This window comes from Acinetobacter sp. 1294243 (assembly GCF_000588015.1).
Classification (GTDB): Bacteria; Pseudomonadota; Gammaproteobacteria; order Pseudomonadales; family Moraxellaceae; genus Acinetobacter; species Acinetobacter pittii.
This window is the reverse complement of the sequence record NZ_JFXG01000029.1, coordinates 1-21,783: the sequence shown is the minus strand read 5'-3', so window position 1 is coordinate 21,783 and position 21,783 is coordinate 1. Positions and strand designations below refer to the sequence as shown.

Sequence of the window (21,783 nt, the reverse complement as noted above, 5' to 3'; positions counted from 1 at the left end):
AAAAATTTATAGTTTTATGGGGAAGAAAATCCCCATAAAACTATTATTCTTACTTTTGATAAAGAGCAACGATAGTGCTAGATGCCAAAGAGTGAGCTTTTACCATATAGCCTGTTAATGCTGCTGAAGCATTAGGTGGTAAATCTAGTTTTTCCGAAAGTGCATAAACAGTAAATTGATAGTGATGGATACCATGACCTTTAGGTGGGCAAGCACCACCAAAACCTGTTTGGCCATAATCATTTTTAATTTCAATTACATCTTTATTATTAAAATGTCCTGTACCAGAAGAAACAGAAGTGACTTCTAAAGGGATATTTACTGCCTGCCAGTGCCCCCAGCCACTACCTGAAGGAGCATCTGGATCATAAGCCATAATTGCGTAGGCCTTAGTACCACTTGGTGCTCCACTCCATGATAATTGAGGAGATTTATTGCCTCCTTCACAACCAAAACCTTGAAACTCTTGGTCCTTTTTCATAAATTTATTAGCTGTAATATCACTACTTTTGAGTTGAAATTCTGCAGCCGATAAATGTGTGCATGTAATTAAAGGTAAAAGAAAAGCTAGAGCAATTTTATTCATGAGAATCTTGACTCAAAAAAAGGTAAAAAATTCTAATATTTATTGTTATTTAATTTTATCTACAATAAATCACTTTTTAGCTTAAATTAATCAAAATCGCTATTTGTTAGTTAATTAGACAAGTTATAACGTGTTTTTTATAAATTTTTGCTTTAACAAGGACTTCTCTTCTAAATGTACTATACTCTTTTTCTAAGCGGAATTTCATTATGATTGTATTGCCTCTAGTGTATGCCTTGTATAATTTAAAATTATTAAAATCGATCTTATTCTGTAAATAGTAAAAGAATGCCTTGAATATAGTTTCTTTTGCAGAAAATATACATGTTGCTGCTAAAAGATAATCAATCCCTGAGTTTTTAATTATTTTTAACTCTTGATAAGTATAAATTTTATCGTGTAATGCGAAAAAATCTAATTTACTAATGATAGGTTCTATATCAATCCCTAAGAAATTTACATTTTTTGATTGAGTAGCTATACATATTGCAATATTTTCACTGTGTGTTATTGAACCTATTATATTTAATGGGAAAATTGGTTCTTTGAATTTTCCCATTTCGACTTTTTGATAGAAGTAATCTTTCCTTATGGCAGATAATACTAACTGTGAAGCATAACGTCCTGCTAAAAATTCACTTTTTCTTTTTACTGTACATGGACTTAAACTATCAGGAAAAAAAATTGACATTTGATTAAACATTTGAATGTCAAATTCTTTAAATTCAAACTCACAATAGCCCATATATAAATTTAAATTCTGATTATAAAAAACCTTGTGTTTTTTTATAAAATAATTGGGAAGCGAACGATTACTATAGAAATTTAAGAAATTATTTAACACTATAAAATCATATCTTTATATTAAGTTTAGGGATAGCTGACCTATCCCTAAAATATTAATGTGCTAGGTCCTTTATTTCTTTAACTAACTTTGTAATACCTTGATATATATCTTTTAAGCTAGCTTTATCATCCATATAGGCAGGAGTAGTAACAAATAAATTTTGTTTATCTACTACACAGTCTGAGGTTTGACAGACATGGTGAATCGAGCCTGTTTTTTCAATTTCTTTAGCAATATTATCGTCAGAACCTAACGTAATATTTGGGTGTAAGTCTCCAAATGTAAGCGCCAAGAGCGCAGGAGAAATACATACTGCTCCGATAGGTTTCTTACTTTGGTGGAACGCTTTTAAAATTGAATTAATTTCAGAGTGTACACTTGCCTCTGCCCCTTTAAAGGCAAAAGTTGATAAATTTTTTGCGACTCCAAACCCACCCGGAAGTAAAAGACCGTCAAATTCACTTTTATCAAGTTTATCGAGTGATGAAATTTCACCACGGGCAATTCTTGCCGCTTCTTGTAAAATATTTCTGCTTTCAGCAGTATTTACTTCACCCTTTACATGATTCACAACATGAAACAAAGGTTCATCGGGTGCAAAAATTTGATATTCAATATTTGCTGCATCTAAAGCTAAGAGGGTTAAAACAGATTCTCTAATTTCAGAACCATCTAAATAACCACAACCCGATAAAATTACTGCTACTTTTTTCATCTACTTTCTTAAGAACCTTTTTTTAAGTGTGCAAAAGATCTTAAGTTTTCTTCCTGAAAAATTTTATACGCAGAATTGCCATAAATTCGCCTTAAGTGAGCATTTTGGTTTTACGTAGCTCACGAGGGGTAAGCCCAAACAAACTTTTAAATTGTTCTGTAAATCTAGATTGAGATTGATAGCCACATTGAAATGCAATGTCTCCAATACTTGTATTAGAGGTTTGAATTAGATGTAGGCCATATCCTAACCTCACTCTATTTCGGATGTCTTGAATACTATTTCCTTCGTTTTTAAGTTTTCTTCTTAGAGTGGAAGAGCTCATAAAAAGCTGAGAGGCAATGAATTCAACTGTTAATTCTGTAGATAAATGATCAGAAATTAATGACTGAACCTTCTCAGTTAAACTTGTATTTTTATTCATATTGGAAATATCCGTATAACCTGAATAATAAATAAGTTCTAAAAGCTCTCTTTTTCTAAACTTAAATGCAGAAGATGGGGCAATTGATGAGAAGTCTATAAATTGATGTAAAGCACTTTCTAAAAGAGGATTAAGTTGACCTTGAACATAATTTTTAGGGTTTCCTGAAGTCTTAGGAAGTTCATTAAAGTCTTCAAATTCAAAATCTATGAGAAGAGCATAATATTCCTCTTGATTTGGAATATTACGCATATCAATGCTTGAGCTATTAGAAAGAAATATAAAAGAACCTGAAAAACATTCTATATCACCTCTACTACCAAGTTCTTTTACACCCTTTAAAATCACTATAAGTAAAGGTTTTGCAATAGGAACATTTTTAATTCTTTGTTCTTGATAAGCAGAATAAATGGAAAAAGGTAATTTTACATAAGAATGATAGTTAATAGCTTTCTTAGTTGATGAAATCAGGTTATCCATAATAAATTATATACGCATTAAACATAATTTGTAGACAGATAAGCAGGGGGATAGAAAATGTTCTTATAATTATAATATATTTTATTTTAATATGAAACTAATAGATGAGGTAAAATAAAATTATTGTATATAAAAAAGCCTAAACCCATTAGGTTTAAGCCTCTTTAAATTTCAATTCTGGCGGTGAGAGAGGGATTCGAACCCTCGATACGCGCAAACGTATACACACTTTCCAGGCGTGCTCCTTAAGCCACTCGGACACCTCACCAAGGCGTGCGATAGTAACTAAAAAAACGAGTCCTGCCAAGATTTAAGACGAGCATTACAGAAAAAAAATAATAGAGGTGATAAGATTGCGCTAAAAATCATATTGGTTTAATTACACAATGCAAAATACGGCCAAAAAAGCGACCTTGCCTGCCACGGCTTTGGCAGCTCTTGGAGTGGTCTTTGGAGACATCGGAACAAGTCCGCTCTATGCCTTGAAAGAGTCCTTCCATGCAGCGCATGGGTTGGGAATTCAGCCTGAAAACGTATTAGGAATTTTATCTATTATTTTTTGGTGCTTAATGCTGATCATCAGCATCAAGTATGTCGCCATTGTCATGCGTGCAGACAACAACGGCGAAGGCGGGATCATGGCCTTACTCGCATTGAACTTACGTAAAGCCAAAATTGCCGACAACAAAAAAATCTACATGATTGCCATTGGATTTATCGGCGCATCGCTGTTTTTTGGTGACGGTATTATTACCCCAGCCATTTCGGTATTGTCAGCCGTCGAAGGCTTGTCTATTGCCACCGATGTGTTTGACCCGTTTATCATGCCGATTGCGATTACCATTATCATCTCGTTGTTTTTGGTACAAAAACACGGTACGGCCTTTGTCGGTAAGTTTTTTGGCCCGATCACCATGGTGTGGTTTTTATCTTTAGGATTATTAGGCCTTCACAGTGTTATTCAGACCCCTGTGGTGTTGGGTATGTTCAGTCCACACTGGGCCATTCAGTTTATCTATCATCATCCAGTAATGACCTTTTTCATTATGGGCGCTGTGGTGTTAACGGTAACGGGTGGTGAAGCACTTTATGCGGATATGGGCCACTTCGGACCAGTACCAATACGTATGGCATGGTTCTTTGTGGTGTTGCCATGCTTGGTTTTAAACTACGCAGGACAGGGCGCATTATTGCTCAGAGACCCAGCGGCAATTGAAAACCCGTTCTATTTATTGGTGCCGCAATGGGCACTTTACCCAATGATTATTATGGCGACCATGGCAACGGTAATTGCTTCTCAAGCTGTAATTTCTGGGGTGTTTTCTCTTGCGCGCCAAGCGATTCAATTGGGTTATTTACCACGTTTAAGTATTAAACATACGTCTGAGTCTGAAGAAGGCCAGATCTATATTCCTTTCTTAAACTGGTTACTTTTAATCGCAATTATTATCCTAATCTTGATCTTCAAAAGCAGTTCGAACCTTGCAAGTGCGTATGGTTTAGCTGTCACCTTAACCATGCTGTGTGACACGATTTTGGTTGCGGTGTTTATCTATTCAGCTTGGAAGTGGAGCCTGCCAAAAGTGCTGCTCCTGATTATTCCGTTCTTTATTTTAGAGTCGGTATTAGTCGGTGCAACTTCACTTAAAATCTTGTCTGGCGGTTGGGTACCACTACTCATTGGTGCGATTGCCGTGACCATTTTAATGACATGGAAACGTGGTCGTGAGCTTACTTTTGCCAAGCTTGAACACGATACATTGTCGCTCGATTTGTTTGTAAAAAGTATTGGTAATAGCGTGCACTGGGTGCCGGGTGATGCAGTATTTATGACGGGTACGCCAAACGTTGTGCCACATGCCATGCTGCATAACATTAAGCATAACAAGGTGCTGCATCAGCGTAATATCTTGGTCACTGTAGTGATTGAAGATGTGCCTTATGTTGAACCCGAAGAGCGTATTACGACAGAAACATTAGCTGAACATTTCTTCCGTATTAAAATCTTCTACGGTTTTAAAGATGAAATGAATGTACCAAAAGCATTGATGCAAGCCTATGAACAGCTTGGTCTTGAGTATGACTTGATGCACATCAGCTTCTTCATTTCCCGTGATCGTATTGTGCATTCAGTGGGCGATGGTATGTCTCCATGGAGAGAGAAACTCTTTATCTCTATGCAGCGTAATACTAGTCCAGTGAGTGACTTCTACCAAATTCCAACCAACCGTGTGGTTGAGTTAGGTAGCCAAATCGAAATATAAAAATTGATGTAATAAAAAACCAAGACAGATGTCTTGGTTTTTTTATGGCTCTGATTATTGAGCTTGTTGCATTGGTGCATCTGCTGGTAAAGCACCATCTTTTGCCATCGGATCTGCCGACTGATTTGGAGCTGCCGGAGGCGGTGGTGTGTTTGGATCTTGTGGCGCTGGAGGCGCTTGATTTGGTGCAGGTGGTACTGCATCAGTTGGTGCTGCTGGTGGCGCCATTTCACCACCTGCTGGAGGTGCCGGTGGAACATCTGCCGGAATAGGAGCACCTGTAGGCGCTGCATTTGTTGGTGCAGCAGAAACTTGCTGTACTTGTCCGCTATTGACTAAATCGCTAATAGAACCAGGTTGGCCATTTACAGTGGTAGTAACTTTCACTTTAGACAAACTTTCTAAAGTATCTCCTGGCTGGACTGCTGGCTCAGCTAATGCTGCCATACTACACAATCCTGTGATTACGCCAATACCAATAATCTTTGAATGGATCATTAAGTGGACTCCGATTATATTTTTATCCAAATTTGTGGAGCTAACCATGTCATAAGCCATAAGTGCATTTCAACGAAAGATACGCAATTGACGTAATTCAATAGCCAAAGCCTCTCATAATTCCAACAGATTGTTACGTAAGGGGAAATAGAGTTACAAAAAAGATGACCATGTTTTAACCATATGAAAGATAAGAGATATACTTAAAAAAGCAGGATTGTTAAGCTGCGTCTGGACAGTAGTATTGATAGAAACATGGCAAGTAAAAAACGCAGTAAAGGTAAAAATTCATTCTCTCTAAGTGAGCATTTTGGCAAGATTATTCTTGCTTGTATTGCAGCCGGAAGCTTTGCAATTGCTTTCGGTAGTGAAAAGATTTCGCAGTGGTTTTCGCCTTTAAGTACTAACTCGACTTGTCTTAACCAGTTTTATCGAGAAGTTCCGCCTGCTTTAAATAAAGAAAGCTTAAAAAAAGACAGCTATCCACTGTGCTTTAACGGTTTTAATGTCCTCTATTCTGGCATTTCTAAAACACCATTATGGTCGGCCGAGCATTTAGATGCAGAACGTTTAAGTGTCAAAATTAAACGTGAAGATAACTTCCATGAAGAAACGCGTGTTCCTCAAAAGCATCGGGCACTGTTAAGTGACTATCGCGGTTCAGGCTATGACCGTGGGCATATGGCACCTAATGGTGATATGTCAAATAAAGAATCCCAATCTGATAGTTTCTCGCTCAGCAATATGGTGCCGCAAGCACCTAAAAATAACCAAGAAGTCTGGCGTAAGCTCGAAGAAGCGACCCGTGCTATTGCCACTAAACAAAAACAAGATGTTTATGTGGTGACAGGCCCTGTTTTTGAAGGCAAACGTCTTAAAACGATTGGGCAGGGTGTGATTGTACCAACCGCAGTTTATAAAGCGGTCTATATGCCAAAAACTGGCGCGATCGGGGCTTATTACGCACCTAACAATAACTCTCTACAAGTAAAAGTCGTGAGTGTTTGCTACCTTGAGGAGCGCTTAGGCGTTAACCTATTCCCGCAGTTAACCGAGCAACAAAAGCGTAATGTCTATCGCCTACCTTTAACAGCGAGTCAAGTTAAGGCAAATCAAAAGTTAGACTATTTACACTGGGATGGTGAAAGTCAGTGTGAACAAGACTTAAATGCCGAACAAATTCAAGCGTTACAAGACCAGTTTAAAAAGCAAAAAAGTGGCTCTACAGAACCGATGGAAGCAAAAGTTCCAGAGATTGACGAAGAAACACGCCAAGCTATTGTGAAGCAACTGGTTGAAGCATTGGTGAACTACTTCTTGCAAATAATGAAATAAGCAGCTTTTTTTGATTGTTATTGCAACATCGTAATTGTTTAAAATAGAATCCATAGACAGATCTGTCTATGGATTCTATTTTAATAAGGACAATAACAATGTTTGCCTCGATGTTTCTTTTTTCATTTGCAATGTCTATTACCCCAGGCCCAGTCAATACTGTTATTTTATCGACCAGTTTAAATCATGGTTTAAAAAGATCGATTCCCTATATTTCAGGCGCCACGATTGGTTTTACCTTACTTTTAATTTTTATGGCATTTGGTCTTCAGAGTTTATTAACTCAGTTTCCTATTGTGCTAAAAGTTCTCGCAGTTTGCGGAACGCTATTTGTTTGTTATATCGGCATAAAAATTATTCTTGCTGCCGCCAATATTTCCATTTCAAGTGCTCCTGTAGAGCAAATTATTATTCCTAATTTTAAAGATGGTTTCTTGTTACAGTGGCTCAATCCTAAAGCGTGGTTGGCTTGTGTGTCAGGCATTACCATGTTTACTAGCATTGAAAACCCAGAGTCGTTGCCGATCTTTATCGTTATTTATTTTTTCACTTGCTACGCGTGTTTGTTCTTTTGGGGACTATGTGGTGATAAATTTTCAGTGGTGCTTAATCAGGGCAACCGGTTGAAATATTTTAATATCTTAATGGGCGTTTTCTTAATTTTATCGGCACTTTTAATTTTGATCGATTTTTTTTAAATTGATCGTATTACACTGTGAATATATAACAACGAGACAACACATATGTTTAAGCCATTTGAAAAGGGTACAGAGTCTTCATCAATTGAAGATTTAACATTAGAAAATGATGTCGATTGCGTCAGTATTTATGGCAATTTGCAAATTACCAAAGACAAAGTCGGGTTAGAACAGGCAAAGGCTTTACAGAGCTTTTTAAACGATGTAGTTGCAGCTTTGGAAAAAGAAGAATTACCTGAGAAAATTGAACGTCCAGCTGAACAAGAAATTAATAATCCGTTTTTGTAATTTATGCATGCTATGCGTGATGTTTAGCATGGTCATGTTGCAATACAGTCTTTAATACCACGTTAAATTTTATTAAGTGTGTATAGACATTTTTTACTTTTGAAAGCCCAAAAGTAAACAAAAGGCTTTGTTGATCAGAGGGTACATCCATGTACCCCTGCTCAACAGGTGACATCCATGTCACCCTCCGCGATAGTAAATTGAGTCTAGGTAAAGTTAATCTTTATCCCCAGCAACTACCTTATAAATAATCGCACCAATCACAGCCCCTAAAATCGGTGCCACCCAGAACAACCACAATTGACTTAATGCAGCCGTTTCAGCAAAGAACGCAACACCTGTACTACGTGCAGGGTTCACTGAAGTGTTCGTGACTGGAATACTGATTAAGTGAATGAGTGTTAAGCCTAAACCAATCGCAATAGGAGCGAAGCCAGCAGGCGCGCGGCGATCGGTTGCACCTAAAATAATGATTAAGAAGAAAGCTGTAAGTACTACTTCAATAATGAAAGCTGAACTTAAGCCAAACTTGTTTGGTGATAAATCTCCAAAACCATTTGAAGCAAAACCACCAACACCACTAAAGCCTGCTTGGCCTTGAGCAATAATATAGAGAACAAATGCAGCAGCAGTCGCACCGACCACTTGAGCAATGATATAGGGAATTAAATCTTTAACATCGAAGCGGCCACCGACCCAAAGGCCAACACTTACCGCGGGATTAAAATGTCCACCTGAGATATGCCCTAGAGCATAAGCACCTGTGAGTACGGTTAAACCAAAGGCAAGGGCTACACCTGCAAAGCCAATACCAAGTTCAGGGAAAGCTGCGGCTAAAACTGCGCTACCACAACCACCAAAGACTAGCCAAAACGTACCTAGGAATTCAGCAAAATATTTATTCATTGTGATTACTCATCTATTGATGTATTTTTTAATTAGTGTGAAGTATGTCGCAAAAAATTAAGCATGTGACTATATGAAATTTTTGTTTTCAGTGTTGTTTTAATCAAGAAAAGATTTGTAAGTTTTGGTTGGTTATTCTTTGTCTGAAAATTGATCCCTCCATTGCTGGGGTGTTTGATTGGTCCAATGTTTAAATGCTCTTTGAAAAGCACTTTGTTCTGAATAACAAAGTAAAAGTGCGATCTCTTGTAAGCTTAAATGCGGATCTTTTAAATACTCGGTTGCGAGCATAAAGCGCACTTGTTGAACGCGTTCCTGAAAGGTGGTGTCTTGTTGTTGTAAATGTCGTTGGAGTTGTCGAACTGATAGGCCTAATTGAGCAGCAATATGTTCAATTTGATATTGATTCTTTTGTAGCCCAGTCAAAATTGAATGCTGTAAACGCTGATCAAGTTGGGTTGAATTTGGTAATTGCTCTAACAGCGCTTGTGCTTGCTGAACTAATAGCTGCTGTAAGGTATGGTCGGCACTGCTGAGGGCCTTATGAATTTCCGTAATTGGAATGAGTAACTCTGTACGTGGTTGGCTAAAACGAACGGGACATTGAAAGTATTGTTCGTAGACTCTAATATTTTTAGGAGCAGCATTTAAGAAACGTACTTCATGTAAATGCACGTCTTCATGAGACATAAAAAGACGTAAGAACTGAATCACCAACGCAATCGCGATTTCATCGGTAAGCTGGGTAGGGTGTAGCTCAGTCGCTTCCCAGCGAATAGAACCATATCTCCCTTGTAGCTCAACCACTAATGGGCTCCCGTCATAAATCAGACGGTGAAAATCATGATAGCGAATTAAGGCTTCACCTAAGTTGTCGCAAGAGAGAGCAAGGTAGGCAATAATCCCTAAGTGTTTGGGTTGCACATATTTGGCAATTTCCAGACCTAATCCCGGCTTCGGGTCCAGTTTATAAATCACTTCTAATAGATCACGCCAAACGACGTAGTCAAAGCGTTCCAGATTTTGAATTTGTTCTAATTGTTCTGGAATAGCTAATTCATTGGCTTCGCAATAAGCTTTTAATAGATGTCCCAGCCCTCCATACACTGAGCCTGTATAATTCTTTAGTTGTGGCATCCCTAACCACCTCTTTCTTGTCGTGATTTGTCAATGAAACCATAAATTCTGGTCAATACCTAGCATAACGAATTTTATATGCTGAATAAAAAGAAAAAGGAGTTAGGTGATGTTAAAAGGGTTTATTGCCGGAATTGCAGTTGCGAATGCATTTGAATGGGTGGCGCATAAATATATTTTGCATGGTGTACACCGTGTGGGACAACCGCGCTATAGCCCAGTACCAAAAAGCATGGAATCTCATTGGGCACACCATCGTGAAGTCCGTAAACAACAATTTCATGATGATTGCTATGTTGAGGGCGTTGGTAACTGGCGAACTAAAAATGAGTTAATTTCGCTTGCTGTGGTGGCAACCGTTTCAAGCGCAATTTTCTATCCATTTTCAAAAGGCATGGCACTCGCAGCTTGGTACAGTGCTGGAAATTATTATTATATTCATCGCCGTGCACATTTAGAGCCTGAATGGGCAAAGCGTAAAATTCCATGGCATTACGACCACCACATGAACTCTAATCAAGATGCCAATTGGTGTGTGACCAAACCTTGGTTTGATTATGTGATGGGAACACGTGTGGTGTCTTCGGCAGATTTAAAAGAACAAAATCCTTTGGGTGTTCGGTTGCCTACTTTATTTGCTAAACCGTTAACTCAAGCTGTAGAAAAAATCTTTCCAGCAAAATGGGTCGAGAAAAAAGAAAAACTAGAACTTCCTAGTGAAGTGAAAGAAATAAATGGTGCGGCATAAAAAATAAAGGGGCATATCGCCCCTTTAATTATGATTAAGCTTACAAGCGCATTTCGATGCCTTGTTCAGCTAAATATTGTTTAGCTTCCGGAATCGTATATTGACCAAAGTGGAAAATACTTGCCGCCAATACTGCATCGGCACCACCTTGTAAAATACCATCTGCAAGGTGTTGTAAGTTACCTACACCGCCTGAGGCAATCGTTGGAATGGTAACGCGGTCATTAATAGCACGCATTAATGCAATATCGTAACCTGCTTTAGTACCGTCGGCGTCCATACTGGTAATGAGTAGCTCACCGGCACCATAGTCAGCCATTTTTACAGCCCATTCAATGGCATCAATACCAGTTGGTTTACGGCCACCGTGAGTAAAGATTTCCCATTTGTTGTCGCCAGTTTTTTTGGCATCAATCGCAACCACAATACATTGTGCGCCAAAGTGCTGAGAAGCTTCTTGAACAAATTCAGGGTTAAATACGGCAGCCGAGTTAATACTCACTTTGTCTGCACCTGCATTTAATAACGCACGAATATCTTCAACCTTACGTACACCACCACCGACAGTTAATGGCACAAATACAGTCTCGGCCATACGTTCAACAGTACGGTAAGTGGTATCGCGTCCATGATGTGTAGCGGTAATGTCTAAGAAAGTAATTTCGTCTGCACCTTGTTCGTTATAGCGACGTGCCACTTCAACAGGGTCGCCAGCATCACGAATATCGAGGAATTGAACGCCTTTAACTACGCGTCCGTTATCAACGTCTAGGCAAGGAATAATACGTTTAGCAAGCATAGCTTTTTCCAAAAATAATCGCCGTTGGTGAAAGTTCCTACACAGGCGCTACACCTTCATGGAGGGAAGAGGTATTCTATCAAACTTCACAGATGTTTTTTGCAGGTTTTCCATGTCGGTTTATACCCCGTTGAGTTTAGATGAAGTTCGCACCTTTGCTGCACCTTATGGATTAGAGGTGTTGGAGCTGAACCCAATTCAGGGAGGTATTCAAAACACCAATTATTTTTTGGTTGATGTAAACCGCAAACAATATGTATTGACTGTATTTGAAGAGTTAGATGCACAAGGTGCAGGTGAACTTATTCCTGTACTTGAGCAATTAGGGACTCATGATGTACCCGTTGCCGTGCCGTTAAAACATAGCGGACAAGCGGTTCATGTGATTGCAGACAAGCCTGCACAAATTGCACCACGTTTAATGGGACACCATCCCATGCAAACTACAGTAGCGCAAGTCGCAGCGATTGCAGATGCACAGGCGAAGTTACATGTCGCTTTACAAGATTTTCCGCTTGAGCGTGAATATCGACGTGATCATCAATATTGGACAGGCGTTGCAGAACAGCTTAAACCAAGCATGACTCAAGATGACCAAACTTTACTTGAGCAGGTCTATCAAGCTTTTAATGCGAAAACAGCACAGTATTCAAATCGACCAACAGGTTTTATTCACTCTGATTTGTTCCGTGACAATACTTTGTTTGAAGGTGAGCAATTACAAGGTATTCTAGATTTTTATGAGTTAAATCAAGATGAATTACTGTTTGATATTGCGATTACCATCAATGATTTTTGTACCGAATATCCAGCAGCGCATTTAAACTCAGACAAAGTCGCAGCTTACTTAGCGGCATACCAAAAAGTTCGTACGCTTACATCAGATGAGCTTGCATGTTTAGATGTATTCTTGGCAATGGCAGCGTGCCGTTTTTGGTCAATGCGTTTGCAAGTTGCTCAAAAAAATAAAGAAGAAGGACGTACAGGCGACGACATTTTGCAAAAAGACCCGCAAGAAATGCGAGCAATGATGCAAGACCGTTTAAGCCATGTAAAAGCATAAAAGGAATAGAGATGCGAGATCAGGGGCGTTTAGTCGAATGGTTCGACGAAAAAGGTTATGGCTTTATTCAGCCGGATGATGCTGAAAAAGAGCGAGTCTTTTTGCATATCAAAGATTTTGCACGCCCCGGACCTCGGCCAATTATTGGATGTGCACTGGAATATCGGGTGATTCTCGATGAACGAGGCCGTTTTCGTGCTCAGCAGGTCACCTATTTAAAAGCATCTCAACCCCGAAAAGCGTCAAAGCCCGTAAAAGCAGAATCTTCTTTTCAAGCCAGTCCATGGTCTGCAATGCAAATGGGGATCGTGTTTTATTTCGTTTTAATGGGAATTATGAGCTTTATTCATATTTTGCCAGCTTATACGTTGTTATTTGTTTTAATGATGAATGCCTTAAGTTATTGGCTTTATTCTCAAGATAAAGAAGCCGCACAATTGGGTAATCGCCGTGTACCTGAACAAACATTGCACATTGTTAGCTTTTTAGGAGGTTGGCCAGCTGCATGGTGGGCACAACAAAAACTGAGACATAAAACACAAAAACAACCCTTTCGTAAGATTTATTTTTGTACCATATTCTTTCATTTACTTTTGATTTTGTGGCTAATTTCTCCCTTAAACGTATTGCGGGGCTCATAAAAGTAAATCGTTTTAATAAACTTGAGAGGTATAAAAATGAATAGTTCTATCGACCAAGATCCAAATCGTACTTTAACACTTATTTTATATGTACTTTATATTGTTGCCATTTTTACAGGCGGCTTACTTGCGGTTATTGCTTTAATTATTAACTACGTAAAACGGTCTGATGTACAAGGCTCGATTTTTGCGAGCCACTTTACATGGCAAATCAGAACATTCTGGTGGTATCTGGCTTGGAATATTATTGCCTTTCTGCCGTTTATTTTCTTGTTCTTTACAGGTGAAAATACTGACCTGTTTGCAGGGGTTGCCATTTCATCGACCGTATTCTGTGTGGGTGTAATTGGTGCTGCGTGGATCTGGATTGTATATCGTGCAATTCGTGGATTGATTGCGTTAAATGATAACCGCCCGATGTATCAATAAATTATGATTATTGAACATGTACATTTGAGTATAAAGTCTGGGCAAAGTGAAGCATTTCTTGAAGCATTCGAGCAGGCTAAACATATTGTTTATCCAATGGAAGGCTTTAATGCGGTCCAACTGATTAAGCATGCAACCGATCCCCATCATTATATTTTAATGATTTTCTGGGATGAAATTGAAAACCATACAGAAGGGTTTAGAAAGTCTGAGGCTTATCAGGAGTGGAAGACTTTGCTCCATCCATTTTATGACCCAATGCCGACGGTTGAGTACTACCAACCGTGTACGTTATTGAAGAAAAAATAATAGATAGATAGTAAAAAAGAGAGCGTTAAGCTCTCTTTTTTTATTCTCGAATTCTTTTAGCTTTTTTAATTGGTAGCTTAATTTTTAACTCACTGACTAAAACGCCTAAGACCACTAAAGCACCTCCCAAAAGGGCAATCAATGGCAAACGCTCACCTGCAATTCGGCCAATAATGCCTGCCCAAACAGGTTCGCCAGCATAGATAATTGCAGCACGTGAAGGATCAACCACACGTTGAGCCCAGTTCATAACAAATTGAATGAGCGCACTCGCTAAACCTAATGCAACAGCAATCAGTACTAGGGGCCATGAAAATGCTGGAATCGTATGTTCACCTACCATAGGCATGATGGCGAAAGAAAGTAGAGAAGCGACACCAAGTTGAATGATTGTGACGCGGCGTAAATTCACCTTTCCAGCAAAGTAGCTAATAAAAATAATTTCTAAAGCAATCGCAAAGGCACCTAGGACTGTTAAAAGTTGCCCAAAACTTAAGGAAATTTGTTCAAAACCATTGCCCGTTAATAAAACAAGGCCAGCAAAAGCAAGAGCGGCTCCCACCCAAGTCATAATGTGTGGAATTTTTCTAAAGATGAGCCACATTAAAATAGGAACAAGCGGAACATATAGCGCTGTTAAAAATGCTGATTCACTACTGGGAATGGTTTGCAGGCCAATGGTCTGGGTACCATAGCCTGCCGCAATCACAAGACCAATCGCACAACCAGCACCTAAATCTTTTAACGTGACGCCTTTTATGCTTTTTAATGAGATAAGAAGCAAAGTAAGAGCTGCTACAGCAAAACGACAGCCTACAAAAAACATAGGCGATGAAAAATGCAGTGCATACTGCACAGTAAGAAATGTTCCACCCCAAATGATCGTAATCAAAATGAGGGCTAACTGTGGGGCTTTGCTTGAACTCAGAGAAATTGGTGACATACTCAAGTTAAATTAAATTGTGCAATATACTGCACATATTGCGCTATTCTTGTATTTTGTGCAATATATTGCTCAAATTTTCTTACTAATCCATTCTATGAGCCAGTCGAGTACCGTTTTACAGCACGTGGGCACAAATATTCGTTCATTAAGAGATGAACGAGATTTGAGTCAACAAGATTTAGCAGATCTGGCAGGGGTGAGTAGACGAACCATTGCTGCTTTGGAAACAGGGCAGGTCAATATTAGTTTGGCCAAACTCGACTCGATTGCAGCAGTGTTGGGTGTCGATTTTAAAACGATTGTGAGTGCACCTGAGCATAAAGAACATGCTGTAGTAAATGCACTCGCTTGGCAGGGTAAAGATGAAGAAAGTAAAGCAACCTTGCTCGCTTCAGTTCCATCTCGTTCCCAAGTTGAGCTTTGGATATGGTCTTTGGCAGTGGGAGAGTCTTACGTGGCGGAAGCAGATGCAGACGGATGGCAGGAAATTATTTACGTATTAGAAGGTGAGTTGACCATACAATTTACTGACAGCAAAAAAATAATACCAGCTGGTTCATCTTTTATTTTTGAAAGTTCTGTTACTTATACCTATATCAATAGTGGTAACCAAGTGCTTAAATTTACTCGTAATGTGGTGTATTGATTTGGAATTTAAGCTTTTTAATAAAATATATGTTTTTAAAATTTATGCAGTTTATTGAAGGCATATATGAGGTATATGACCTATCTTAAAAACCTGTGAATTCAATTTAAACAAAAAATACGAATAAGAATAAATAAGGCAAGCTATGATATTTCGTGTGTAATGAAATTATTTTTAACTCGTTTTAATAGAAAAAAGATACAGAAATGAAGTTCTTATTAAGTTCACAAGATATTCAAAACTATAAATTTTTATGGCAGGTTTCTAAAGAAAAATATAAGAAGCAGAAAGGGAGTATGTTTCTCATGTTTTTTTTAGTAATGTTTACAGCATTCTTTACGACATTATTGCCATACCTATTAAAAATTATTATTGATTACTCTGCACAGGCATATAACTTTCCACTAGATATTCGACTTCCATTTAATTTCTTATATCTAATCGTACTCGCTTATGCTGCAGCATGGTTAGCGAATGAGTTATGTAATTGGACGAAAAATATTTTTAGTGCTTATTTGATGGTTGATTTCAAAGGAGCATTAATTTTTGCGGGGTTAAAAAATTATTTAAATCTTAAAAAGGATGAGCAAGATCAAATTGAAGCTGGAACAGTCATCAGTGATCTTGCAAGAGGAAGTTCTGCTTTTGGTGAGATAAATCTAACGTTGCTGCTTCATTTGGGGCCAATCATTTTTCAATTGGTTATGATCTTTGCAGTTTTATTTACAACTATTAGCTTACTTTTTAGTATCAGTTTTTTATTGGTAGCTATCGTTATTTTTTTAGTTTCCTTTCATATAAATAAAAGAAGTAGTTCTTTATTTGATTCAATGTATCAACAAGATAATCAGGTAAATAGCGATTTGATACATCAGATCTCAAATTCATATGAAATTAAAGTAAAAAATGCAGTACCGTTTCAATTGTCAAAATTTAATACCACATTAGACTCATTCATCAAAACAGCTAAAGATAGGAATAAAAAAATAGGGCTATTGATGATTTCTCAATTGTTCCTGATCTTTTTGTTTTTACTCTTTTTTATGTTATTTACAGTCTTTCTTTCAACTGAAAAGCAGCTTACACCGGGTGCTTTCGTATTGATAAGTACTTATATTATTCAACTCACCAATCCATTTTTAGCAGTTTCTCAAAGCTTGATGCGTTTAAATGGTAACTTTGTCGCTTTAGCAAAATATCGAAAATACTTTAATCTCAATAAAGAAAATTATACGCATTCTATCGTTCAAGACTCCAACGTTCTCTTTCAATTTATAAATGCTAAATTTTTACTTGGGAAAAGAGCCGTAGATCATTTTAATTTAACAATATTAGCCAATAAAACGTATGTCGTGATTGGGTCAACTGGCTTGGGAAAGACTTCTCTAATGAATTATTTAATGGGCGTGTACCAGATTCAATCAGGGCAGCTTTTCTATAAAAGTATTGATATCAGTTATAACTTTTCTAAGCATATTTTTGATGAGGTTACTTACGTTGCACAGCAACCAGTTATTTTCCCTTATTCTCTTAGAGATAATTTAGTTTATAACTCCTCGCACATATATGAGGATTCTTACTTACTTCAGATGCTTGATCAATTTAATCTATTACATATTTTGAAAAAGCATCAACTAACGCTCGATGATGATTTAACTGAAATTTATAAGAATTTTTCAGGAGGAGAAAAGCAAAGAATTTGTATTCTTCGAGGTCTTTTAGCTCGTCCGCAGCTCCTTATCCTAGACGAACCGACTGCTGCCTTGGATGTAGATACTGCAAAAAATATACTTGAATATATTCAGCAGGTTGTTCCATCTGTAATCATGATTACGCATTCACCCTATGCGATGGAAATTGCGGATGAGGTAATCGATTTAGAAAAGTTATTAAACTAAAGATAATCAAAAATAAAAAAGAGCCTAAAGCGGCTCTTTTTTACATCTTAAGAATTAAAGACGGTTTTCATCCAACAAAAGCTGAGCTTCACGAAGGTTTAAAGTACCTTCATAAATTGCACGGCCTGTGATCGCACCTAAAATGCCCGGTTGGCCTTTTAAGTTACGAACGTCATCAAGGTTGGTAACACCACCAGAAGCGATTACTGGTAAACCTGAGTATTGAGCCAAGTTTACAGTTTGCTCAACGTTTACACCTTGCATCATGCCGTCACGAGCAATGTCTGTATAAACAATGCTAGACACGCCTGCATCAGCAAAGCGTTTCGCTAAATCAGTTGCTTTCACATCAGTAACGTTTGCCCAGCCGTCAGTTGCAACCATACCATTCATGGCATCAATACCAACAATGATGTGGCCTGCGAAACGTTTACAAGCTTCTTCTACAAATTCAGGCTCTTGAACGGCTTTAGTACCGATAATGACAAACGTCACGCCAGCTTCTAAATAGTGTTCAATGGTTTCTAATGAGCGAATACCACCACCAATTTGAATTGGTAATTCTGGCTGAGCTTTAGCAATCGCTTCAACAACAGGTTTATGAATTGGAGTACCTGCGAAAGCGCCATTCAAATCAACCAAATGCAAACGGCGCGCACCTTCATTTACCCAATGCTGGGCAGTTGCAACCGGATCGTCAGAGAAAACAGTATCGTCTTCCATACGCCCTTGTTTTAAACGCACACATTTACCATCTTTCAGGTCAATTGCTGGAATGATTAGCATGCTTCCGCTCCTTGCTTCATCATGTTTATGAAATTGTGCACATCTTAGCAAAGTATTGATCAATCGCTAAGCCTTAGAAAAGACTTTTATTACTTTACGCTTGAAGTGCGGTTTGAATAGTTTGTGAAATGTGAGCAGGTAATAGTTTTTGGTTTCTGAGCTCTTCAAATACGAGTAATGCAGCATAAGCATCGGCGGCGGCATAATTTATTTGCTGAGATGTAAGTGGCTTTCGTGCCCAATTTGAAGTTCCAACTTTTTTCGACTTTGCGAGATATTGTCCAAATAACAGTGCCACCGCTTTTTGTAAGCCCATTTGCTGTTTAAAACCAAAGTGACTAAACCCTTTGGCAAGGTCGACACAACTTTCTAACTCTATGCCTTTTTTATGAAAAATGTGCTTATCATTTTTAAGGCCAAAACCGACTTTAATTTGCTTCTGGTTAGATAAAATGGGCTGTAAGAATTTTAAAGTCGATGAATTGACATGAAATAAATAGGCTTTTTGTGTTGTAGCAAGTTGAATTAAGTGTGGACCAGTTGAGATTTCACCCACTTTAAATGTAGGTTTAGACTCAGAATCAAATCCCAAAATTGCAGCGTTTTTTAATTCTTCTTCAATACTTTTGCATTGCTCAATATTTTCAATCACCACAATATTATGGTGGTTAAGATTTTCAAAAGGAGGAAGCTGCTGAATAGAGGCTTTATCAAGGAGGGCAACGGCTTCGGACATATTTAACAGCGTACAAATGAATTGGGCTATTCACTTTATATATGAATAAAGCCTAGAGGACTAGGCTTTATGAATGTCTTTAAAAATTACTGAGACTGAGAAGGTGTACCAATGACTACACTTTCACTTTTCTCGACATAGCCTTCATAGGTTGGAGACATGATTGTGGCAACGACAGCAAAAACCAAAGCAAGTGGAATTAGGATAATATAAATCCAGCCTAAAACGCGTTCCCAACCAAGAGTAGGGCGCTGTGGGCCGTAATCATTATTGCCTTCTGTACCTTTCGCCGCAAAGAGATAAAACATAAAAATCAGGTTTACGGCAGGGATCAGCATCAGTAACGATAGCCATCCTGTATTATTGCGGTCGTGCAAGCGGCGGATGGTAAATACAAAGCTTACATAGAGGCAAACAATATAAAGAATGGCGATAACAATCATGCCTGCCGTAGAAAGACCCGTTAGTTCCTGACTAGATGTAAACCCAAAAGTAAAAGCGATGATGACAACGGCGATACCGATGACGAGTGAAAATAAGAATGTCCAAGCAGCATAAGAGAGTCGCCCAAAACGACCACTAGCTTTAAAGGGTGAATCTTGTTGAAGTGGCTGATTTTCGAAAGGTGAATTCATTTTGTTTTCCTGATCATTTGGTTTTATTTAAAAGTATAAATATTCAATATTTTGTTGAATAAAACATCATTCTATAAATGATTAGTTGTTATTGTAAATAAAAAAAAGATCAGGCCATTTAGACCTGATCTTTTTCAGTTTTAAATCAGATTAAATATTCCATTCCACAAAGTTTTTAAGTAACTGCAAACCAGCAGTATGACTTTTCTCTGGGTGGAATTGGGTCGCGAATAAATTATCTTTATGAATTGCTGTGCAGAAGTTCACACCATACTCACAAGTCGCAGCCACAACGCTTTCATCTTTTGGTTCGACATAGTAGCTATGTACAAAGTAGAAGCGAGCATCTTGTTCGATGTTATTCCACATTGGATGGCTTGGGTCAATTTGGTGAACTTGGTTCCAGCCCATGTGTGGTACTTTTAAACCTTCCATTTGAGGGAAATGTTTTACGACACCGTCAAAAATACCTAATGCGTCTACACCGCCATTTTCTTCAGAACTTTGTAGTAATGCTTGCATGCCTACGCAAATCGCAAGAACTGGCTTATTAAAAGCAGCTTTACGTACAACTTCATCAATCCCTGCTTCACGCATACCTTGCATACAGTCACGCATTGCACCCACACCTGGAAAAACAATTTTGTCGGCTTTTGCAATTAACTTTGGATCATTGGTCACATCGACTGTAGCACCCACATACTCAAGTGCTTTAGCAGCTGAGTGTAGATTGCCCATGCCATAATCAAGTAACGCGATACGTGTCATTAGAGGCTACCTTTTGTCGATGCAATCGTGTTTTCTGCACGTGGATCAACTTCACATGCCATACGTAAAGCACGAGCAAGTGCTTTGAACACACTTTCGATTTGATGGTGGCTATTTTTACCTTTTAAGTTATCGATGTGTAAGGTCATAAGCGCATGGTTTACGAAACCTTGGAAAAACTCAGAAAATAAATCGACATCAAAGGTACCGATGCGCGCACGAGTAAATGGAATATCCATGAATAAACCAGGACGACCAGATAAATCTACAACAACGCGAGATAAAGCTTCGTCTAATGGTGCATAAAAATGACCATAGCGTTTTAAACCTTTTTTATCGCCTAAAGCTTGTGCAAAAGCTTGTCCAAGCGTGATACCACAGTCTTCTACGGTGTGGTGATCATCAATCTCGAGGTCTCCATCACAATGAATATCGATATCAAATAAGCCATGTCGCTTGATTTGATCAATCATATGGTCTAAAAATGGAACTCCAGTGTTTAGTGTGCCTTGACCAGTACCGTCGAGATTTAAACGAACTCGAATTTTGGTTTCATTGGTATTTCTAACCACTTCACTGATACGTTGCGTCATGGACACGTTCCTCAAAAAACGTCAAAAATGATTGGATGTTAACGACAATTTCGCTGTGACGAATTCGTGACAGCATCATAGTTTGCTCAGGAGGGTTAATCAATGCCTATTACCGTACATGCTTATAGTTCTCTAGATAATTCAGAGATCCGCGATCAGCTTGAGCGACTGTATGATACAAGTCCGGAGTTTGGTGACGGGCACGATGCGATTGAACAACTTGAACAAGATTTACAACAGTATACCACGCTATACACTGCCGAATTTAACACCAAAATTATAGGTGCAATTTGGTCTTCAGGACAAGGCGAAAGCAAGGTCCTTGAATATATTGTTGTGCACCCTGCTAACCGTGGTCGTGGGGTAGCTGAGCGCTTAGTTGAAGAAGCTTGCCGCATAGAAGAGTCAAAAGGTGTTAAAACTTTTGAGCCAGGCTGTGGCGCGATTCATCGCTGTTTGGCTCACATTGGTAAACTACATCACTAAAAATTTCTATTATTTTGTAGTTGTGATTTAAAAATAATCACTTGTTACAAAAAACGCGGAAGTTGCTTGACGTCTTCTTGTAAACATTGTTTAATACGCCCACTTCGGCGTGATAGCTCAGT

Annotated in this window: 27 protein-coding genes and 1 tRNA gene; 12 read left to right on the top strand and 16 right to left on the bottom strand. The window is 38.3% G+C overall.

Annotated elements, in window-relative coordinates; all coding sequences use genetic code 11:
- Positions 1-49: 49 nt before the first annotated feature.
- From J655_RS23120 to J655_RS23100, 5 genes are all read right to left on the bottom strand, one after another.
- Positions 50-586, bottom strand: coding sequence for a YbhB/YbcL family Raf kinase inhibitor-like protein (locus tag J655_RS23120; protein ID WP_032006412.1), 537 nt, complete (start codon positions 584-586; stop codon positions 50-52).
- 106 nt (positions 587-692) lie between these two features.
- Positions 693-1,430 carry a 4'-phosphopantetheinyl transferase family protein gene (locus J655_RS23115; protein ID WP_031945064.1) on the bottom strand — a complete coding sequence of 246 codons (738 nt, stop codon included), beginning with the start codon at positions 1,428-1,430 and terminating at the stop codon, positions 693-695.
- Between the two features lie 55 nt (positions 1,431-1,485).
- Positions 1,486-2,148: an isoprenoid biosynthesis glyoxalase ElbB gene (gene elbB, locus J655_RS23110; RefSeq protein ID WP_017481765.1), complete on the bottom strand. Its 663-nt coding sequence runs from the start codon at positions 2,146-2,148 to the stop codon at positions 1,486-1,488.
- A 91-nt stretch (positions 2,149-2,239) separates the two neighbouring features.
- Positions 2,240-3,052, bottom strand: coding sequence for a helix-turn-helix transcriptional regulator (locus J655_RS23105; RefSeq protein ID WP_032006411.1), 813 nt, complete (start codon positions 3,050-3,052; stop codon positions 2,240-2,242).
- A 178-nt stretch (positions 3,053-3,230) separates the two neighbouring features.
- Positions 3,231-3,320 (bottom strand) — tRNA-Ser (locus J655_RS23100).
- A 118-nt stretch (positions 3,321-3,438) separates the two neighbouring features.
- Between J655_RS23100 and J655_RS23095 the strand changes: the two genes are divergently transcribed.
- Positions 3,439-5,316, top strand: coding sequence for a potassium transporter Kup (locus tag J655_RS23095; RefSeq protein ID WP_032053315.1), 1,878 nt, complete (start codon positions 3,439-3,441; stop codon positions 5,314-5,316).
- Between the two features lie 54 nt (positions 5,317-5,370).
- On the opposite strand, the gene J655_RS23090 is transcribed toward J655_RS23095, so the two are convergent.
- Positions 5,371-5,814 carry a hypothetical protein gene (locus J655_RS23090; RefSeq protein WP_032053314.1) on the bottom strand — a complete coding sequence of 148 codons (444 nt, stop codon included), beginning with the start codon at positions 5,812-5,814 and terminating at the stop codon, positions 5,371-5,373.
- Positions 5,815-6,069: 255 nt separating this feature from the next.
- On the opposite strand from J655_RS23090, the gene J655_RS23085 reads away from it, so the two are divergent.
- The 3 genes from J655_RS23085 to J655_RS23075 all read left to right on the top strand — a co-directional run bounded on the left by J655_RS23085 (position 6,070) and on the right by J655_RS23075 (position 8,135).
- On the top strand, positions 6,070-7,149 hold the full coding sequence (locus J655_RS23085) for a DNA/RNA non-specific endonuclease (RefSeq protein ID WP_032053310.1): 1,080 nt from the start codon (positions 6,070-6,072) through the stop codon (positions 7,147-7,149).
- Positions 7,150-7,247: 98 nt separating this feature from the next.
- On the top strand, positions 7,248-7,847 hold the full coding sequence (locus J655_RS23080; RefSeq protein ID WP_032053309.1) for a LysE family translocator: 600 nt from the start codon (positions 7,248-7,250) through the stop codon (positions 7,845-7,847).
- A 45-nt stretch (positions 7,848-7,892) separates the two neighbouring features.
- A complete protein-coding gene (locus J655_RS23075; RefSeq protein ID WP_000476055.1) occupies positions 7,893-8,135 on the top strand; it encodes a hypothetical protein in 243 nt (80 codons plus the stop codon).
- Between the two features lie 10 nt (positions 8,136-8,145).
- Here the strand turns inward: J655_RS23075 and J655_RS24945 are convergent, their stop codons facing one another.
- The 3 genes from J655_RS24945 to J655_RS23065 all read right to left on the bottom strand — a co-directional run bounded on the left by J655_RS24945 (position 8,146) and on the right by J655_RS23065 (position 10,178).
- Positions 8,146-8,310 (bottom strand): hypothetical protein, encoded by a 165-nt coding sequence (locus J655_RS24945; protein ID WP_081309245.1) that lies wholly within the window; start codon positions 8,308-8,310, stop codon positions 8,146-8,148.
- A gap of 41 nt (positions 8,311-8,351) precedes the next feature.
- Complete coding sequence (aqpZ, locus tag J655_RS23070) at positions 8,352-9,041, bottom strand: aquaporin Z (protein WP_032053308.1); 690 nt, start codon at positions 9,039-9,041, stop codon at positions 8,352-8,354.
- Positions 9,042-9,173: 132 nt separating this feature from the next.
- Entirely contained in the window at positions 9,174-10,178 is a 1,005-nt protein-coding gene (locus J655_RS23065; protein WP_032053307.1) for an AraC family transcriptional regulator, read from the bottom strand.
- Positions 10,179-10,287: 109 nt separating this feature from the next.
- Here J655_RS23065 and J655_RS23060 point away from each other — a divergent pair, with 109 nt between their 5' ends.
- The gene (locus tag J655_RS23060; protein WP_017481759.1) at positions 10,288-10,926 is read left to right on the top strand and encodes a hypothetical protein; all 639 of its coding nucleotides are present in this window, start codon (positions 10,288-10,290) and stop codon (positions 10,924-10,926) included.
- 40 nt (positions 10,927-10,966) lie between these two features.
- Here J655_RS23060 and hisF read toward each other — a convergent pair whose 3' ends face one another.
- The gene (gene hisF, locus J655_RS23055; protein WP_000880078.1) at positions 10,967-11,725 is read right to left on the bottom strand and encodes an imidazole glycerol phosphate synthase subunit HisF; all 759 of its coding nucleotides are present in this window, start codon (positions 11,723-11,725) and stop codon (positions 10,967-10,969) included.
- A gap of 112 nt (positions 11,726-11,837) precedes the next feature.
- Here hisF and J655_RS23050 point away from each other — a divergent pair, with 112 nt between their 5' ends.
- The 4 genes from J655_RS23050 to J655_RS23035 are packed head-to-tail and all read left to right on the top strand — an operon-like array spanning position 11,838 to position 14,167.
- Positions 11,838-12,788, top strand: a complete 951-nt coding sequence (locus tag J655_RS23050) for a homoserine kinase (RefSeq protein ID WP_002117011.1) — start codon at positions 11,838-11,840, stop codon at positions 12,786-12,788.
- 11 nt (positions 12,789-12,799) lie between these two features.
- Positions 12,800-13,429: a DUF1294 domain-containing protein gene (locus tag J655_RS23045; protein WP_032053305.1), complete on the top strand. Its 630-nt coding sequence runs from the start codon at positions 12,800-12,802 to the stop codon at positions 13,427-13,429.
- Between the two features lie 36 nt (positions 13,430-13,465).
- Positions 13,466-13,858, top strand: a complete 393-nt coding sequence (locus tag J655_RS23040; protein WP_005300857.1) for a DUF4870 family protein — start codon at positions 13,466-13,468, stop codon at positions 13,856-13,858.
- 3 nt (positions 13,859-13,861) lie between these two features.
- Positions 13,862-14,167 (top strand): antibiotic biosynthesis monooxygenase family protein, encoded by a 306-nt coding sequence (locus J655_RS23035; protein ID WP_005804501.1) that lies wholly within the window; start codon positions 13,862-13,864, stop codon positions 14,165-14,167.
- 40 nt (positions 14,168-14,207) lie between these two features.
- Here J655_RS23035 and J655_RS23030 read toward each other — a convergent pair whose 3' ends face one another.
- Positions 14,208-15,110, bottom strand: coding sequence for a DMT family transporter (locus tag J655_RS23030; RefSeq protein WP_032006395.1), 903 nt, complete (start codon positions 15,108-15,110; stop codon positions 14,208-14,210).
- 97 nt (positions 15,111-15,207) lie between these two features.
- Here J655_RS23030 and J655_RS23025 point away from each other — a divergent pair, with 97 nt between their 5' ends.
- Both J655_RS23025 and J655_RS23020 read left to right on the top strand, forming a co-directional pair.
- Positions 15,208-15,759 (top strand): helix-turn-helix domain-containing protein, encoded by a 552-nt coding sequence (locus tag J655_RS23025; RefSeq protein WP_002116909.1) that lies wholly within the window; start codon positions 15,208-15,210, stop codon positions 15,757-15,759.
- A 206-nt stretch (positions 15,760-15,965) separates the two neighbouring features.
- A complete protein-coding gene (locus J655_RS23020) occupies positions 15,966-17,657 on the top strand; it encodes an ATP-binding cassette domain-containing protein (protein WP_032053304.1) in 1,692 nt (563 codons plus the stop codon).
- Between the two features lie 54 nt (positions 17,658-17,711).
- On the opposite strand, the gene hisA is transcribed toward J655_RS23020, so the two are convergent.
- The 5 genes from hisA to hisB all read right to left on the bottom strand — a co-directional run bounded on the left by hisA (position 17,712) and on the right by hisB (position 21,175).
- Positions 17,712-18,443 carry a 1-(5-phosphoribosyl)-5-[(5-phosphoribosylamino)methylideneamino]imidazole-4-carboxamide isomerase gene (hisA, locus tag J655_RS23015; protein WP_000905538.1) on the bottom strand — a complete coding sequence of 244 codons (732 nt, stop codon included), beginning with the start codon at positions 18,441-18,443 and terminating at the stop codon, positions 17,712-17,714.
- Between the two features lie 94 nt (positions 18,444-18,537).
- Positions 18,538-19,179 carry a 3'-5' exonuclease gene (locus J655_RS23010; protein WP_032006393.1) on the bottom strand — a complete coding sequence of 214 codons (642 nt, stop codon included), beginning with the start codon at positions 19,177-19,179 and terminating at the stop codon, positions 18,538-18,540.
- 86 nt (positions 19,180-19,265) lie between these two features.
- Entirely contained in the window at positions 19,266-19,814 is a 549-nt protein-coding gene (locus J655_RS23005; protein WP_032053303.1) for a DUF805 domain-containing protein, read from the bottom strand.
- Positions 19,815-19,964: 150 nt separating this feature from the next.
- Positions 19,965-20,582 (bottom strand): imidazole glycerol phosphate synthase subunit HisH, encoded by a 618-nt coding sequence (gene hisH / locus J655_RS23000; RefSeq protein ID WP_032053301.1) that lies wholly within the window; start codon positions 20,580-20,582, stop codon positions 19,965-19,967.
- On the bottom strand, positions 20,582-21,175 hold the full coding sequence (gene hisB, locus J655_RS22995) for an imidazoleglycerol-phosphate dehydratase HisB (RefSeq protein ID WP_002116767.1): 594 nt from the start codon (positions 21,173-21,175) through the stop codon (positions 20,582-20,584). Before hisB ends, hisH begins: the two co-directional genes overlap by 1 nt.
- 102 nt (positions 21,176-21,277) lie before the next feature.
- Between hisB and J655_RS22990 the strand changes: the two genes are divergently transcribed.
- The gene (locus J655_RS22990) at positions 21,278-21,661 is read left to right on the top strand and encodes a GNAT family N-acetyltransferase (protein WP_002116928.1); all 384 of its coding nucleotides are present in this window, start codon (positions 21,278-21,280) and stop codon (positions 21,659-21,661) included.
- Positions 21,662-21,783 lie beyond the last annotated feature (122 nt).

Bases quoted from the DNA above. Each gene is read 5' to 3' on its own strand.
- J655_RS23020 (WP_032053304.1), top strand. From the start codon at position 15,966: ATGAAGTTCTTATTAAGTTCACAAGATATTCAAAACTATAAATTTTTA.
- hisA (WP_000905538.1), bottom strand. From the start codon at position 18,443: ATGCTAATCATTCCAGCAATTGACCTGAAAGATGGTAAATGTGTGCGT.
- J655_RS23105 (WP_032006411.1), bottom strand. From the start codon at position 3,052: ATGGATAACCTGATTTCATCAACTAAGAAAGCTATTAACTATCATTCT.
- J655_RS23025 (WP_002116909.1), top strand. From the start codon at position 15,208: ATGAGCCAGTCGAGTACCGTTTTACAGCACGTGGGCACAAATATTCGT.
- J655_RS23030 (WP_032006395.1), bottom strand. From the start codon at position 15,110: ATGTCACCAATTTCTCTGAGTTCAAGCAAAGCCCCACAGTTAGCCCTC.
- hisB (WP_002116767.1), bottom strand. From the start codon at position 21,175: ATGACGCAACGTATCAGTGAAGTGGTTAGAAATACCAATGAAACCAAA.
- J655_RS22990 (WP_002116928.1), top strand. From the start codon at position 21,278: ATGCCTATTACCGTACATGCTTATAGTTCTCTAGATAATTCAGAGATC.
- J655_RS23075 (WP_000476055.1), top strand. From the start codon at position 7,893: ATGTTTAAGCCATTTGAAAAGGGTACAGAGTCTTCATCAATTGAAGAT.
- J655_RS23065 (WP_032053307.1), bottom strand. From the start codon at position 10,178: ATGCCACAACTAAAGAATTATACAGGCTCAGTGTATGGAGGGCTGGGA.
- J655_RS23090 (WP_032053314.1), bottom strand. From the start codon at position 5,814: ATGATCCATTCAAAGATTATTGGTATTGGCGTAATCACAGGATTGTGT.
- aqpZ (WP_032053308.1), bottom strand. From the start codon at position 9,041: ATGAATAAATATTTTGCTGAATTCCTAGGTACGTTTTGGCTAGTCTTT.
- J655_RS23060 (WP_017481759.1), top strand. From the start codon at position 10,288: ATGTTAAAAGGGTTTATTGCCGGAATTGCAGTTGCGAATGCATTTGAA.
- J655_RS23080 (WP_032053309.1), top strand. From the start codon at position 7,248: ATGTTTGCCTCGATGTTTCTTTTTTCATTTGCAATGTCTATTACCCCA.
- elbB (WP_017481765.1), bottom strand. From the start codon at position 2,148: ATGAAAAAAGTAGCAGTAATTTTATCGGGTTGTGGTTATTTAGATGGT.
- J655_RS23005 (WP_032053303.1), bottom strand. From the start codon at position 19,814: ATGAATTCACCTTTCGAAAATCAGCCACTTCAACAAGATTCACCCTTT.
- J655_RS23120 (WP_032006412.1), bottom strand. From the start codon at position 586: ATGAATAAAATTGCTCTAGCTTTTCTTTTACCTTTAATTACATGCACA.
- J655_RS23050 (WP_002117011.1), top strand. From the start codon at position 11,838: ATGTCGGTTTATACCCCGTTGAGTTTAGATGAAGTTCGCACCTTTGCT.
- J655_RS23095 (WP_032053315.1), top strand. From the start codon at position 3,439: ATGCAAAATACGGCCAAAAAAGCGACCTTGCCTGCCACGGCTTTGGCA.
- J655_RS23085 (WP_032053310.1), top strand. From the start codon at position 6,070: ATGGCAAGTAAAAAACGCAGTAAAGGTAAAAATTCATTCTCTCTAAGT.
- J655_RS23045 (WP_032053305.1), top strand. From the start codon at position 12,800: ATGCGAGATCAGGGGCGTTTAGTCGAATGGTTCGACGAAAAAGGTTAT.
- J655_RS23040 (WP_005300857.1), top strand. From the start codon at position 13,466: ATGAATAGTTCTATCGACCAAGATCCAAATCGTACTTTAACACTTATT.
- hisF (WP_000880078.1), bottom strand. From the start codon at position 11,725: ATGCTTGCTAAACGTATTATTCCTTGCCTAGACGTTGATAACGGACGC.
- J655_RS23010 (WP_032006393.1), bottom strand. From the start codon at position 19,179: ATGTCCGAAGCCGTTGCCCTCCTTGATAAAGCCTCTATTCAGCAGCTT.
- J655_RS24945 (WP_081309245.1), bottom strand. From the start codon at position 8,310: ATGTCACCTGTTGAGCAGGGGTACATGGATGTACCCTCTGATCAACAA.
- J655_RS23035 (WP_005804501.1), top strand. From the start codon at position 13,862: ATGATTATTGAACATGTACATTTGAGTATAAAGTCTGGGCAAAGTGAA.
- hisH (WP_032053301.1), bottom strand. From the start codon at position 20,582: ATGACACGTATCGCGTTACTTGATTATGGCATGGGCAATCTACACTCA.